Source organism: Chitinophaga sp. 22620, from assembly GCF_052044405.1.
GTDB lineage: Bacteria > Bacteroidota > Bacteroidia > Chitinophagales > Chitinophagaceae > Chitinophaga.
Genome location: NZ_JBQEMV010000002.1, coordinates 268,868 through 282,267 on the forward strand (window position 1 = coordinate 268,868; position 13,400 = coordinate 282,267).

A 13,400-nucleotide genomic window follows, 5' to 3' on the forward strand; every position below is an offset into this window, starting at 1 on the left:
TTAATGATTTTTCCAAATTTTCATTATGGCTGATAATTCCATCGTCGTAAAGCGCGAAAATGTCCGAGAAATAAAACCTTTTTCAAATGAAAAATTTGAAATCCTTATTTTTAATTTCTCAGGAAGATCATCACTTTCTGTTCGTAGCCTTAAGTACCAATCCAAAGTTTTGAGGTCATCTAAATCTGTGAGAAAGCTATTTGAGAAGTAGATTCCGATTATAACATTTCTCTTGTTATTTATCAACCGAGTATTTCCGGTCAAAAACCGTAATCTTTTAACAATAATTTTTCTCGCTTTTTTTTCATTTACTTTTCTGAGATTGGCATAATTCTGAAATGAATCTGCGATCCTCTTTAAGTACTTGAATTTCTTTTTTGAAGTAAGCTTAATTCTTAGTGATATTCCTTTCCCTTTATCAAATCCAAATGTCATCTGGTATCCAAGGTATTCCAAAGTATGCTCTTGCTGCTTATGTTTGTCCCTATTGTCGATTAGTTGTGTTTTATTTGGATTAAGATCCAAACTATATTTGGCGGCAATCTCTTCAATTATTAGTTTAAAGTCTTTTTTTTCCCGTGTTATACTAGGCGCAAATACAATAACGATATCATCAACGTACCTGCTATAGTAAATGATATTGGGAAGCTCTTTAATTTCATTGTCGAAGTCACGCATGTATAATTCTACAAGATAGGCGCTAATGCCAATTCCCCTCGGTAATCCAACATTATTACCCGATTTAACCTTATAGTCACTGAGGATTTTTGCGATGACGCGTTTTGAGTAAAATGATAAAAGATTTTCTTCGTTTAACTTTTCAAGTAGTCTAGCATGAGGTATTCGTTCATAGAAATCTTTGATATCAGTTCGGAGAATTAGCTTTGGGAAACCATCATTAAGAAGGGTTTTAAGTTGGCTGATTATTAAATATCTATTTGCCTGTTTAACTTTATACAGTTTCCTAAAATTGTACTGAGTTTGTTTTAAAGCAAAAAAGATTTCTGGATTATTGGCTATTGTATATACCGGTTTCGATCCTATTGAATCGTTCTTTAGTATTTCGATCTTGAATTTTTTGCTGAGAATTATGTCACTTATTTTTTGTAGTTCAATTGACAGTAATTCATCTTTTTGGGCGATTAAAACATCTTTATTGTGTGAAAGATTTTTCTTCTCTTCATAATACTGCGCCTCTGGAAGGCGCTTTTTTGCGTCTCGTATTTGACCATTAATTTGTTTGATGCTTTGAATTATTGTAGCAACAGCTGGGAAGAATAAACTTCCGATGTCTTTTCCTTTTCTATTTTCATAATCAAGAATACTTCTAAAGTTCTCAGCAGAAAAAGATTGATCCAACATGTTATGCAATTATTTTAGATAGGTATAATATCCATTAAAGGCTTGGGCATTTGCTTGGAGTGGGGAATTAACTCTCTCTGCTTAATAAGGGATATAGAATTCCAAGGTAATAAATTTTTGATATATCAGTGATAGGCTATTCTAAAACTTAAAAAAATCAGAAAACGATATATTTAATTCCTTAAGAACTTTATACAAACTACTTAGTCTTAGGTCCTCGCTTCCTCGTTCATATTTCCCATATTGAGCACGCCCAATATCATGGTCAAAAGCGAATTGCTCATAGCTATTATAGCCGCGCTTTAAGCGCAATTCTTTCATGCGCTCTCCAACGTTCTTCTTGAAAAGCTCAAATTCAGGGTCTATTTCCTTCTGTGTTTTCCTACGTGCCATACCTAAAGTAAAACAAAATCCACCTATAAAATTACGTTTATATAAAACATATTAATTAATAGTATTTAAAAAATATGATCTAATTAATAGCTTTTTGATTTTTGTATTGTATATTTGATCCTGTAGGAATCAAGATGCAGTATTCCTGACACATTGCTACTGCCGTGAAAATCGTATTTTAGCGACTTCAGAAAATATTTGAAGCTCGCTTCTTTGAATCTCACCGGGAAAACCTTGGAAAGTTTAATATGGATGAGAGGAAAAGGAGAAAGCTCGCGTTAAAGCGCGGGCTCTTCTTGCCTGTCCATAGCCTTTCCAAGGGGCTTCCCGGCGGTGAGTTGAGTGCCGCGCTTCTTTTTTGTTAGCCCTCTTCTCCCTGCAAGCGCACCGTTCTATTATTCACTTTTTAAAATAGAGCATATGAGAAGAAGTATAATCACGCCCAACCCGCTTTGCGAAGCCCATCAACTAATGGTTAACCTAGCCAGGGAATTCCGGGAAACCGTCTGCCAAAAGACGCAATGGAGCGATTACGGTTACCTGTACAGGATACGGCGTAACTCCCATCTGAAGCGGCAGGAAGCCGAGGAAATTGCCGAGGTCAAGAAGGCCATTTTATTAAAAGCTCTCGAAACTTGTAGATAATCTATTTGGCCCTAAAAATAGTATCCATGAGCGCAAAGGAAAAGACAGCCAAGGAATTAACGGGACATGAAGCCTTTCGGGATTTAAAAGAGGCTTACCCGGAGGCTAAGCAGGTAAATGCTGAATTATGGGAATTGCTGATCGCGGCAATGGGAAGCGACCATGCGGACATGTGGGATAAGAAAGAGCGGACAAATAAAATGTTTGTAGTGGAACTGCTGGGTGCGCTCATGGACACGATTTATAAATAGCTCTTCATAGGAAACGGTTACAAGTTCAAAGATCCAATCATGAAATCCCCGGGCCTGTCAAGGCTCGGGGTTCTTCTTTTCCCCCCACCCGCACCCATGAAATTTGTTTGGAAACCCCTGCCGGGAAGGGGGAGGGGGAAGGGGCGGCATTAGCCCCTTCCCCGGTTTACATTCGCATACCCCTACTACGTGATACAGGCTGCATAATCCGTTGCTTGCGGTGTATTCGTTCAAGTGTCTGCTGAATGGTGGAAAGCGAATACCCAACCTCACTACCTTTTATCCGGACATTTTTAGCATCAATGAACGCGATACCCCGGCTCTTCTCCACCTTGTAGCCTTTATTTTCCATCAATGAAAGGAAAGCGGTAAAGTCCTCGGCTTTCACTAAAGCGGCTTTGATATCCGTCTTGAGGTTCTCTTTCCGGGTATCCTTTCGCGGTAATCGCTGAATAATCGGAGGAAGAAAACGCCGGGGCATCAGCACTTTTTTTAGCTTGAACCGCAGCTCCGCCTTCCGGCAAAACTGAGCGATCTTTTTATAATTATTGCTATCAGAAAGCGTTTTCCCATCATACCGCACCCGGTTGACAATAATATGAATGTGCTGGTGCCGGGTGTCATTATGAGATACCACCAGGTATTGGCAGTCAGAAAATCCCAAATCTTCGGCGCAGTTCTGAGCAATGCTTTCCATGCTGCCGGGTGAAGGTTTATCCTCTGGAGAAAGGCTCAGAATAACATGCATTACTGGTTTACCCAGCTTCGGATTCAGGCCACGGACTTCTTCAAACTGCCGGATCAGTTCGGCCTTGCTGCCATAGCAGTTATTGTAATGAAGCACGTCCGCCCTTTCACCTTCCCCTTTCTTCGGGTTAAGGCAGTATGAAATGCACCCTTTGAAACCTTTCCCGATAATGATTTTACCGATCATTGGAGGTAGGTTTTAATCTGGGCGGAAAGATTTTGGAGTTCCTGAAGGGTTCCTGCCAGCAACAATTTGTCAACTTCACTCAGGGAAAGCCCGAAGTTTTGTTTCCTGGCGATCTGGTTTAATAGCCCGGCTGAGTGGTTTATCCTACCGGTAAAAGCTAAAGCCTCTTTGGGAATTTTCGCCCGGACCACCTGCATGCCAAGCCCGGCCTTGAGTAAATATTCTGATACCGTCAGACCTGCCGTTCGGGCCATTGTCCGGATAACAAAGCGGTCGGTTTTCGTACACATAACCGCCAGCTGCTCTGTCTTCTTATCCTGCTTACGCGGTCTTCCTCCTCTGTTTCTCTTCACTAACATAAGCTGCTTTTTAAATCAAACTCTCAATTTCCCCTCCCCAAATGCCGCAGGCATGAGGGGAGCCAGCCAGTTTTGACGAAGTCAAAACATAGCTGGCTCCATCCATTTCTCAGAAATTATTTTCTTCTTATCGAAAATAATAACCTATTTCAAATCTCCTTCGAATTGTCAATTATGATTCGCTCTGTTAATAATCTCATTAGGTAAATTTCTGGCAAAAGATATTTGTCATCCTTAAATGGCGTATATTTCTTTTTATCGGTTTCTTTACTATGCACGATAGCGTTCCTCGTATAATAAATTCTTTTAGATAACGCTTTGAATATCTCATCGGGTGATAGATCAAAATTTACCTGGTTGCCCCTAGAGAATGGAACTTCATTTGCTTTATAATAATCAGATAAATTTCCTTGAATTTCATTTAATTCGGATTTTATTTCATCAATATCAATTATATATTTCTTGAGTGTAAGCTCCAGTGCCTCAAGTTCATTAATTTGAAATTCTTCGCGCTGAATTTTGGTCCTGTTTTGAATTACCTTGATGAGAGATTCGATATCTGATTTTTTCTTATATGAAAAGCCAGGCTTAGTTAATTCGTTACGGACTTTTAATTGGAGGTCTTCATGGTAAATCTTTTCAAAGAAATGTTCAATGATATGATAAAACGACAAAAATTGATTGTCTAAACTCTCGGAACTTAATGCTTTTTGATAGTGAAGTATTAAATCATTAATATATGATCTCTTTGGAGGTTCAATACTGTCTAGTCCATTTCGTCTGATACTTTCAACCCTTAATGGGGAAAGGAATTCATCAAATGTTTTAACAGGATAAATTGTATAACTTAAATTATAACTTAACGAGAAGATGTATGAATATGTATAATTTTCAAAGATGGTTTTGCTAATACTTTTTGTCGAAGTAAGGATAATTGTATTCAAATCTCGGAGACTTGTTTTAAGAAATTCAAATATTGGAACAGTAAAAAGCTCTTGCTGACCCTCATAATTTCGCATGCTTCTCAGCCTTCGATACCTCAAAACATCAAAAACTCTTCTAGGTACTGCAGTGGATGATGTAATTATTTTCTTCAATGTATATAATACAAATAAGTTTGAGGGCTCTCCTTGGGAGTAGGTAAGCCCATTAACTTGATCCGTCAGAGTGTTTAGTTTATCTTTTCTTATATATTGTCTGCTGGATTCAAATATTAAAACCTCATAATATTGTTCATTATAAAGCTCTGTTTCTTCTTGATTGTACGAATCTTGAAGTTCCGAAAGTAAGCGTGCTATTTCATTTGTGTCTAATTCAAGCTTGTATTCGTGATAATTGAAAATCACACTGTTATCGTCTTGTGATTCTATTTCAAGGCGAAAGGTTTTTTTAATATACTCAATTAATTGTGTGGGTGTCATTTGGAATGTAAGTTTATGAGGCAGTTGTATGGTATTGGGGCATTTACTAATCAGTTGCTTTATTTGCCTCTAATTTATCCTTTTTCTTTTCAAAATCATTAATAATTGGGAAAAGGCTATCCGCCAGCTCCACCAGGTGTTCAAACAATCTCCCGATCTCGCTACAAGATTAAAGGCTTCAGTTTTGAAGCCTTTTTCTATTTAGAATTATTGCATGCAGAAGTCACTCCAGGGGAACTTACTCCCAATCCTGGTCTTCAATTTCAAAAATCTCGTCAACTTTGCAATGCAATATTTTGGCGATCTTAAAAGCTAATATCGTAGAAGGAACAAATCTGCCTGCTTCAATTGAAATGATAGTTTGCCTGGCGACTTTCACTTTTTCGGCTAATTCTGCTTGTGTTAAATTTTGTCTTGCCCGCTCCACCTTTATAAGATTTTTCATTCCTCTCCATTTAAGGTTTCCTGATGCTTCAGGTAATAGAAGTAGGCCGTAGCGATCATTAATGTTAATGCTAAAAACTGATAAGCAGAAATAGAAAGGATGATATCATGCTCTCGTTTTAAACGCCAATTAAGAAAAAGATAATTGTAAAGATGGGTAATGGGAAATGCGACAATTATTGCCCTCGCTAACGCTTTAAATTTCAGGCTTCGTATCATTTCATCGTCCGTTTTTTCTTTGGAAAAGAAGATAAAGACAAGCCCCCAACTTAATCCTGCTGCTAATTCATTGAAATCAAAAACGCCCTTTTTATGGTGTTGAAGGAAAAAGCTAATAATGCCGGCAGCAATTATCAGTATCCCCAGTATTTTAGCCCAGTGTGAATATGGAAAAGGATTTTGCGTCATAAAATGTAATTTTTACATTACCAAATGTAATGTATAGGTTACATTTTGACAAATTTATTATACTTATTTAGAATGTAATGTCTTTCAGGTGGATTGGTAGTATAGTTAGCAAATGACATAACTTCTGGCTCAACATTTTCTCTCTTTCTTGCTGCAGGAAAAACCGCTTATTTTCTTCTAAGATAATTCAACACCATCGCATCATCTTCTTCCGTCGTTTCCCCACAAATGGTAATACCAATACCGGGCCGCAACCTCTCCAGGATCTGCTTTAAATCCTGCATGCTTAACGTGAGGTAAGCCAGCTTATCCATCTGCAGCAGGGGAGAAAAATCAGTGACCGGCGTTCCGTAAAGCTCCAGCTGCGACAGTTTGGTAAGACCGGCGAGAAAAGTGATATCCGTTACATTGGTATCGCTGAGGTTCAGATGCACGAGATTTTTCAGCTTGCCCAGTTCCGTGAAGGAAGGGAATTGTTTTCCACTGATATCAAGCTCGGTAAGCTGGCGGAGGGCGGCAACCTGCGACAGATCCGCCACCGCCGTTTTTTCTATACTCAGTGTTTTGAGCTTCGGGAGTTGCTGCAGCGCCTCCAGCGAAGCGACGGGCGTGTCGGACACCGACAGCTGCTTCAGTTCTTTGAGCTGGGCAAGCGGTGAAAGATCGCGCACATTGGTTTTGGCGATATAAAGTTTGTTCAGCGACTGCAGCGAAGCAAGTGGTGAAATATCCTCTACCGGGTTGCCGCTCAGCAACAATTCCCGCAGGCCGGTGAAGCGCCCCAGGGGTTGCAGGTTCGTGATGTTCTTTCTGATCAGGTTAATGTTTTTGATACCGGCCAGCGCGGCAAAACTTTGACCGGCGCCGACAACCTCCTGCCAGGTGGCATCCAGCGCAGCGAACCATGCGCCGTAGTCTTCTTCGTCCGCGGCTGCCGCAGGCGGTTTGCTGCCGAAGGGGAGCTGAAGGCTTTTTAAAGCATCAAGAAAATGACTATTGACGGGCTCTTTCAACAAAAAGCTACGGGGTTCCTCATCTTCTTCATCCCCGTTTATTTCGAATCTGTAGTTGCCGTTTTTAACATGGTGCAGGATGAATTCCATGAACCCCGCAAGGCTGGGTGCGATCACAAACCGCGTGTCTTCATCCCTTCCGAAATTGATCACCTGCCCGCTCACGCCATCCGGGCCGGGATCGAGGTCTATCCCGATATTGTTTCCGCCGTAATCTTTACTGATGGGAAGGTAACGGGTATTGACATATTGTTCTTTAATATGATTGGCAGGAACGGAAGTGATGCCCGGATCAAGCGACGCCGTGGAACCGGCGAGGCTTTCCCAGGTTTTCCATTCTGCCAGCGCCTCATCGATGCTGATGAATGGCAATCCGAAAAACAGGCCTGCATGGCCCGACTCGCCGTTGTGCAGGCGGTACAACTGTTTTAGCTCGTCCGGTAAGGCGAGGCCGGTGGCGGTTTCGAACCGGGTGATGTCTGCCTCCGTGGCGGGCGGGTTAAGAGACGCATTCAGCTCTGGGTATTCATTTGCAAGCAGGGCCTTTATTGCGGCAAGCGTGTTTCCGATCATGGGTCCGGGGTTTTGAATCCTAAAATAGGATAAAATCGTAAACATGCAGGCGTAAAAAATCATTACCCCGCCAGAAAATAAATTGCTATTTTTAGCGCATTACCAACCTGATCCGACCAGGAGCGCGGCGTATGGAAGAAAGATTGCATAACGAACCTGAAATTTGGCGACGCCTGGCAGCTGGTGACGAAGCCGCCTTCACCGTGCTCTTTTACCATTACAACCGCAGGATCTATCCTTTTGTATTACGTAAAGTAAAATCCGATTCCGCCGCAGAGGAGATCATTCAGGAAACATTCCTGAAACTCTGGGCCTCCCGCGAGCAGATCGCGGTGATGCATTCGCCCGACGGCTACCTTTACCGCATTGCCGTTAATCTTACGCTTGATCATCTTCGAAAACAGGCCCGGAACCAGGATTTCCTGGACACGCTGAAGAATTCAGCCTGGCAGGCGCCCGCACACATCGAGCAGCACCTGTATTACCGCGAAACAAAACTGGCGCTGGAGAAAGCGCTGGAGCAACTGCCCCCGCAGCGTAAAACAATCTACCTGCTGCGGCAGGAAGGACTGACCTATGAGGAGATCGCCGCGCAATTGCAAATATCACCAAACACCGTCCGCAACCAGCTTGTATCCGCTTTCCGTTCGATCCGCGAATACCTGCAGGGGCAAGGCATTTCTATGCTGATCGTCCTGCTGCTCTGGAAAGGCTTTTAAATTTTTTCTGAAGGTCGGATAGTCCATTTGTTTTGCCCGTTCGTTTCAAGCTTATATAACCTCTCCTTGATGACACTGAACAGAATCAAATACCTGTTTGCGCAATATGATGCCGGAAAGGCAACGGAAGCGGAACGCCTGGAGCTGTTTGGATTGCTGGATACGTATGACGGCGACGATCTGCCGGAGTATCTGACCGAAGAGCTTCGGCATACCGAGCCGCTCCCCTGGATAGATGAGGCCCGCTGGCAACCGGTGCTGAGCGGTATACTGCGACCGGTTTCAAAAAAGCGTACGCTATACAGGTGGATGGCGGCCGCGGCTGCCTGCATATTAATGGCGGTAGCGGGTTATATATATATGTACCCGGTCCGCTCACCGGTAACACAGGCCCCGCAGCATGACGTACAGCCGGGTTCAAGCAGGGCCGTTCTTACGCTTGGAGATGGCTCTGTAGTGAGGCTTGACAGTGCCGGCAACCAGCAAATACAGCCCGGTATCTTCAGCCGCGGCGGAGAACTGCAATATGACAGCGACGCGCAGTTAGTGGCCTACAATACGCTTACCACGGCAAACGGAGGTAATTACCGGATCGTGCTTCCTGATGGCACAAAAGCCTGGCTGAATGCGGGCTCATCCCTTCGTTATCCTACAAGCTTCACCGGCGCTGAGCGGCAGGTGGAAATGGAAGGGGAAGTATATTTTGAAGTGGCCAGGCAAGCGAAGAAGTTCCTGGTGAAGATCAGGGACCGCGCGGCCATAGAAGTAACAGGCACGCATTTTAATGTCAATGCCTACAGGGATGAACCTGTGCTGCGCACATCGCTGCTGGAGGGCCGTATCAGTTTGAACGGAAAGCAGCTGTTGCCAGGAGAGGAAGGCATACTTTATCCCAATGGCAGGGTCACTACGCGGGAAGCGGATGTGTATGCCGCTGTGGCATGGAAGGATGGATATTTCTCCTTCAATGATGCCGGCCTGCCGGAGGTGATGCGCCAGCTGGCAAGATGGTATAACGTGGAAGTTGAATTTCGCGGGCGGGTGGCGGACGATGTGCTCTTCTCGGGAGAGATAGGCCGTTCGCTGACCTTATCGCAGGTGCTGAAGGGACTTTCGCGTACTGGTGTGCGTTTTGAGATCGAATCCGGTAAAAGGATACTGATAATTCCTTAATCTAAACCTGGTAGTTTATGCACTAAGAAAGGAAAAATCCCGGCCGTACGACCGGGACCCTGAGCTGTGATGTGCGACCATCACAGGCGCGGGGATCGTCATTAATCGTCATGTGAATGAAAATCAATTAGTCACCCAAAATCAAATGTATGAATTTTATTGCCTGGTTACAACACCAGCCTGGCATCCTATGCCTGTGGAAACGGAAGGGAAAGCTCCTTCCGGTATCAATCAAAATCAGAAGGGTCATGAGAATTACTGTTTTTTTACTGTTAGCGGCCTTCATGCAGGTACATGCGGTAGGGTATGGGCAGAAAGTGACCATCGAGGCACGTTCCGCTTCTCTACAGCAGGTTTTTCAATCTATCAGGAAACAGACGGGTTATGCTTTCTTCTTCAAAAAGAATGATCTGGCCGGTATATCCCCCGTTACGGCGGTATTGAAAGATATGCCGCTGAATGCGGCGCTGGATACCCTTTTACAGCATCAACCGCTGAGCTACACAATAGAAGGCAATACCGTATTTATTGTCCGTAGTATTAAACGTCAGCCTCTCCTCCCGCCCATTCATGTAAAAGGAAAAGTGACCGATGTAAAAGGAAATCCAATCCCGGGCGTATCCGTTCAGGTAAAAGGCCGGGGAAGAGGGGTACAGACGAATGCCGAAGGTGAATACGATCTGCCTGATGTGCCCGACAATGCCACGCTGGTATTCACGTCCATCGGTTTTGAAAGGCAGGAAGCTGCTGTGGGTAAGAATGCGCAGGTCGATATCGTGCTGAAGCTGGCAGAAAACAAGCTGACGCAGGTATCTGTCATCAGCACCGGCTATGAGACTGTTTCGAAGGAACGTTCCACCGGCTCTTATTTCCAGATGAACCAGGAGTTGTTCGATCGCTCGGTGACGACGGATGTGCTGGGCCGGTTGCGGGATGTTGTGCCGGGGTTGATCTTTGATAATAATGCGGTGGCTTCCCCACGTAATAAAACGAATATCTTCATCCGCGGTCAAAGCGTGCTCAGCACACGTACCGATCCCCTGATCGTGATCGATAATTTTCCCTATGAAGGAGATTTGAATAATATCAATCCGAATGATGTGGAATCCATATCGGTGCTCAAAGATGCCGCGGCGGCTTCTATCTGGGGAGCCAGGGCGGGGAATGGCGTCATCGTGATCGTCACAAAAAAAGGGAAGTACGGGCAACGGCCTTCCGTTTCTTTTAATTCCAATGTAACGGTCGGGGAAAAAACAGATCTCTACTATCTTCCCAAGATCAGTTCCGCAGATTATATAGAGATGGAGAAGACCCTTTTCACGAAAGGATTCTACAATTCGCTGGAGAACAATGCCAACAGGTCGCCGCTTACGCCAGTGGTGGAGCTGCTGATCCGCAAGCGGGAGGGTTTGGTGGATGGCGCGGAAGCTGACCGGCAGATAGAGGCGTTAAAGGCGTATGATGTGCGGAAGGATTTTGAAAAGTATTTTCTTCAGAACCCGGTGAACCAGCAGTACTCGCTCAACGTCAGCGGCGGTTCTGAAGGGCAGCGGTACTATGTTTCCGCCGGGTATGACCATAACCTGAACGCAAAACCGGGTAACGGCTACGACCGCATCACCATCAACGCCAATAATACGTATTCGCTGCTTAAACAGAAGCTGGAGGTCAATACCGGCATCTATTTTACCATGAGCAAATCTGCTTTAAAAGAACCGATGATAACAGAGATAGACGCTGTGTCCAGCCAACGGCTTTATCCCTATGCGCAGCTGGCAGACGAAAACGGGCGGGCGCTTGCGGTGAACAAATATTACCGCGGAAGCTACCTGGACACGGCAGGCAGGGGCAAGCTGCTGGACTGGAAGTATCGCCCGCTCGACGAACTGCAGTACGGAAGCAACACCACCCGCCAGACGGATTACAGGGTCAATGCCGGCGTCAAATACCGCGCGCTGCCCTGGCTGAGCGCTGAAGCGCTGTACCAGTATAATGGCGGAACGTCTGCCTACCGCAACATTCAAAGTGAGCAAAATTATTACGTACGGGATCTTATCAATAAGTTCTCCAGCATAAACGACGCCGGGGTGGTTACGAGACCTATTCCCCTTGGCGGCATTCTGGACATTGGCAATACCGCGGTCAATACACACAGCCTCCGCACACAGCTGAGCTTTAGCAAAACATGGTCGAAGCATGTAGTAAGCGCTATCGCCGGCTGGGAAGTACGTGACCAGGGCACGCTCGGCAACACCAGTCGCTCTTTCGGGTACAGTGAAGCATTGGGCACGAGTAAACCGGTGAGCTATACCACTTATTACCGCTATTACCATAATTCTACCTCTGGTACTTTCCTGATACCCCGCAGAGAATCTGAAAGTGATCTTACTGACCGTTTCCGTTCTTATTACACTAATTTCTCTTATGCCTGGGCAGGGCGTTATATACTGTATGGCAGCGCGCGGATCGATCAGAGCAATCTTTTTGGGGTGGAGACCAACCAGAAATCTGTTCCGCTCTGGTCCGCCGGCGCCGCATGGAATGTACACGCTGCGGATTTTTACCGTCTTAACTGGTTGCCGGTGCTCAAAATACGGACGAGCTATGGTTATGCCGGGAATGTAGACAAATCCCTGTCTGCTTATACAACGGCGTATTATTCGGCTGATAATGGAGTATCCCTTCCCTTTGCTATGGTGGTCAATCCCCCTAACCCGAAATTGCGTTGGGAAAAGATAGGGATTACCAACCTGGGGATCGACTTTGAGACATCCGGGCAACGGATCTCGGGGTCCATCGAGGTTTACCGCAAAAGCGGCATCGACCTGATCGGATCTACAGAGCTTGCCCCCCAAACCGGCCGCACCTCGTTCAAAGGAAACTTCGGAAGCACCCTCACAAAGGGCGTTGAGCTGAACCTTCAGTCCCGCAACCTGACAGGCGCATTCCAATGGAATACAGTTTTCCTTTTCACCGCACTGCGGTCGAAAGTAACTGGTTATGATATAAAACCAACGGTTTATAACCTGCTTTCCCTTCCAAGCTCCAGCCCGAATCCCGGCAAACCATTATCCGGCATATATTCTTATCCCTGGGCCGGACTGGATCCTTCTACCGGTGATCCATTGGGCTACAACGGGAAAGAGGTTTCCAACGATTACCAGGCTATTTATACGAATACCACGGTGGAAGACCTGGTATATCACGGCCCCGGCCGGCCGGTGATCTATGGCGGACTGCGTAACACGTTCTCCTGGAAGGGCATTTCCCTGTCCGCCAACATCAGCTACCGCCTTGGTTATTACGTCAGGAAAGAATCAGTGAACTATGGAGACCTGCTGAGCGGCAAGGGCATACATGGCGATTATTACCGCCGCTGGCAGAAGCCCGGCGACGAAGCCTTCACAGACATTCCATCTGAGCCGGCCGGCGTGGTGGCAAGGCGGGATGAATTTTTCCTGAGAACACCTGCTGTGGTAGACCGGGGAGATCATATCCGCCTGCAGGACGTAACCGCGTCGTACGAGCTTACGCGTGATGCCTGGAAGCAGCTGCCGGTCCGCAGGATACAGGTTTATATGTACCTCAACAACGTGGGGCTGCTCTGGAAAGCGAACAGGTGGGGAATGGATCCGGATGCCCTGGATATCTACACACGCCCGGTTGCGCGTACTATGGCATTTGGGTTAAAAGCTGACTTTTAAA

At 45.3% G+C, this 13,400-nt stretch carries 13 protein-coding genes; 5 read left to right on the forward strand and 8 right to left on the reverse strand.

Annotated elements, in window-relative coordinates; all coding sequences use genetic code 11:
* Both drt3a and ACTJIK_RS10650 read right to left on the reverse strand, forming a co-directional pair.
* Positions 1-1,362, reverse strand: a complete 1,362-nt coding sequence (drt3a, locus tag ACTJIK_RS10645; protein WP_440646352.1) for an antiviral reverse transcriptase Drt3a — start codon at positions 1,360-1,362, stop codon at positions 1-3.
* A 141-nt stretch (positions 1,363-1,503) separates the two neighbouring features.
* A complete protein-coding gene (locus ACTJIK_RS10650; protein ID WP_440646353.1) occupies positions 1,504-1,755 on the reverse strand; it encodes a helix-turn-helix domain-containing protein in 252 nt (83 codons plus the stop codon).
* Between the two features lie 420 nt (positions 1,756-2,175).
* On the opposite strand from ACTJIK_RS10650, the gene ACTJIK_RS10655 reads away from it, so the two are divergent.
* Both ACTJIK_RS10655 and ACTJIK_RS10660 read left to right on the forward strand, forming a co-directional pair.
* Positions 2,176-2,400 carry a hypothetical protein gene (locus ACTJIK_RS10655; RefSeq protein ID WP_440646354.1) on the forward strand — a complete coding sequence of 75 codons (225 nt, stop codon included), beginning with the start codon at positions 2,176-2,178 and terminating at the stop codon, positions 2,398-2,400.
* Positions 2,401-2,426: 26 nt separating this feature from the next.
* A complete protein-coding gene (locus ACTJIK_RS10660) occupies positions 2,427-2,651 on the forward strand; it encodes a hypothetical protein (protein WP_440646355.1) in 225 nt (74 codons plus the stop codon).
* A gap of 166 nt (positions 2,652-2,817) precedes the next feature.
* Here ACTJIK_RS10660 and ACTJIK_RS10665 read toward each other — a convergent pair whose 3' ends face one another.
* From ACTJIK_RS10665 to ACTJIK_RS10690, 6 genes are all read right to left on the reverse strand, one after another.
* Positions 2,818-3,585: a relaxase/mobilization nuclease domain-containing protein gene (locus ACTJIK_RS10665; protein ID WP_440646356.1), complete on the reverse strand. Its 768-nt coding sequence runs from the start codon at positions 3,583-3,585 to the stop codon at positions 2,818-2,820.
* On the reverse strand, positions 3,582-3,944 hold the full coding sequence (locus tag ACTJIK_RS10670) for a plasmid mobilization protein (protein ID WP_440646357.1): 363 nt from the start codon (positions 3,942-3,944) through the stop codon (positions 3,582-3,584). Before ACTJIK_RS10670 ends, ACTJIK_RS10665 begins: the two co-directional genes overlap by 4 nt.
* A 149-nt stretch (positions 3,945-4,093) precedes the next feature.
* Positions 4,094-5,365 (reverse strand): hypothetical protein, encoded by a 1,272-nt coding sequence (locus ACTJIK_RS10675; RefSeq protein WP_440646358.1) that lies wholly within the window; start codon positions 5,363-5,365, stop codon positions 4,094-4,096.
* 238 nt (positions 5,366-5,603) lie between these two features.
* Complete coding sequence (locus ACTJIK_RS10680) at positions 5,604-5,810, reverse strand: helix-turn-helix transcriptional regulator (RefSeq protein ID WP_440646359.1); 207 nt, start codon at positions 5,808-5,810, stop codon at positions 5,604-5,606.
* Complete coding sequence (locus tag ACTJIK_RS10685; protein WP_440646360.1) at positions 5,807-6,217, reverse strand: hypothetical protein; 411 nt, start codon at positions 6,215-6,217, stop codon at positions 5,807-5,809. The genes ACTJIK_RS10680 and ACTJIK_RS10685 overlap by 4 nt, the downstream gene beginning before the upstream one ends.
* 167 nt (positions 6,218-6,384) lie before the next feature.
* On the reverse strand, positions 6,385-7,803 hold the full coding sequence (locus ACTJIK_RS10690; RefSeq protein ID WP_440646361.1) for a leucine-rich repeat domain-containing protein: 1,419 nt from the start codon (positions 7,801-7,803) through the stop codon (positions 6,385-6,387).
* Positions 7,804-7,934: 131 nt separating this feature from the next.
* On the opposite strand from ACTJIK_RS10690, the gene ACTJIK_RS10695 reads away from it, so the two are divergent.
* The 3 genes from ACTJIK_RS10695 (at position 7,935) to ACTJIK_RS10705 (ending at position 13,399) form a co-directional block, all read left to right on the forward strand.
* Entirely contained in the window at positions 7,935-8,522 is a 588-nt protein-coding gene (locus tag ACTJIK_RS10695) for an RNA polymerase sigma factor (protein ID WP_440646362.1), read from the forward strand.
* Positions 8,523-8,591: 69 nt separating this feature from the next.
* Positions 8,592-9,695 (forward strand): FecR family protein, encoded by a 1,104-nt coding sequence (locus tag ACTJIK_RS10700; RefSeq protein ID WP_440646363.1) that lies wholly within the window; start codon positions 8,592-8,594, stop codon positions 9,693-9,695.
* A 248-nt stretch (positions 9,696-9,943) separates the two neighbouring features.
* On the forward strand, positions 9,944-13,399 hold the full coding sequence (locus ACTJIK_RS10705; RefSeq protein WP_440646364.1) for a SusC/RagA family TonB-linked outer membrane protein: 3,456 nt from the start codon (positions 9,944-9,946) through the stop codon (positions 13,397-13,399).
* Position 13,400 lies beyond the last annotated feature (1 nt).

Coding starts and splice junctions, on each gene's coding strand:
- ACTJIK_RS10680 (WP_440646359.1), bottom strand. CDS start 5,810: ATGAAAAATCTTATAAAGGTGGAGCGGGCAAGACAAAATTTAACACAA.
- ACTJIK_RS10685 (WP_440646360.1), bottom strand. CDS start 6,217: ATGACGCAAAATCCTTTTCCATATTCACACTGGGCTAAAATACTGGGG.
- ACTJIK_RS10690 (WP_440646361.1), bottom strand. CDS start 7,803: ATGATCGGAAACACGCTTGCCGCAATAAAGGCCCTGCTTGCAAATGAA.
- ACTJIK_RS10660 (WP_440646355.1), top strand. CDS start 2,427: ATGAGCGCAAAGGAAAAGACAGCCAAGGAATTAACGGGACATGAAGCC.
- ACTJIK_RS10695 (WP_440646362.1), top strand. CDS start 7,935: ATGGAAGAAAGATTGCATAACGAACCTGAAATTTGGCGACGCCTGGCA.
- ACTJIK_RS10650 (WP_440646353.1), bottom strand. CDS start 1,755: ATGGCACGTAGGAAAACACAGAAGGAAATAGACCCTGAATTTGAGCTT.
- drt3a (WP_440646352.1), bottom strand. CDS start 1,362: ATGTTGGATCAATCTTTTTCTGCTGAGAACTTTAGAAGTATTCTTGAT.
- ACTJIK_RS10670 (WP_440646357.1), bottom strand. CDS start 3,944: ATGTTAGTGAAGAGAAACAGAGGAGGAAGACCGCGTAAGCAGGATAAG.
- ACTJIK_RS10665 (WP_440646356.1), bottom strand. CDS start 3,585: ATGATCGGTAAAATCATTATCGGGAAAGGTTTCAAAGGGTGCATTTCA.
- ACTJIK_RS10675 (WP_440646358.1), bottom strand. CDS start 5,365: ATGACACCCACACAATTAATTGAGTATATTAAAAAAACCTTTCGCCTT.
- ACTJIK_RS10700 (WP_440646363.1), top strand. CDS start 8,592: ATGACACTGAACAGAATCAAATACCTGTTTGCGCAATATGATGCCGGA.
- ACTJIK_RS10655 (WP_440646354.1), top strand. CDS start 2,176: ATGAGAAGAAGTATAATCACGCCCAACCCGCTTTGCGAAGCCCATCAA.
- ACTJIK_RS10705 (WP_440646364.1), top strand. CDS start 9,944: ATGAGAATTACTGTTTTTTTACTGTTAGCGGCCTTCATGCAGGTACAT.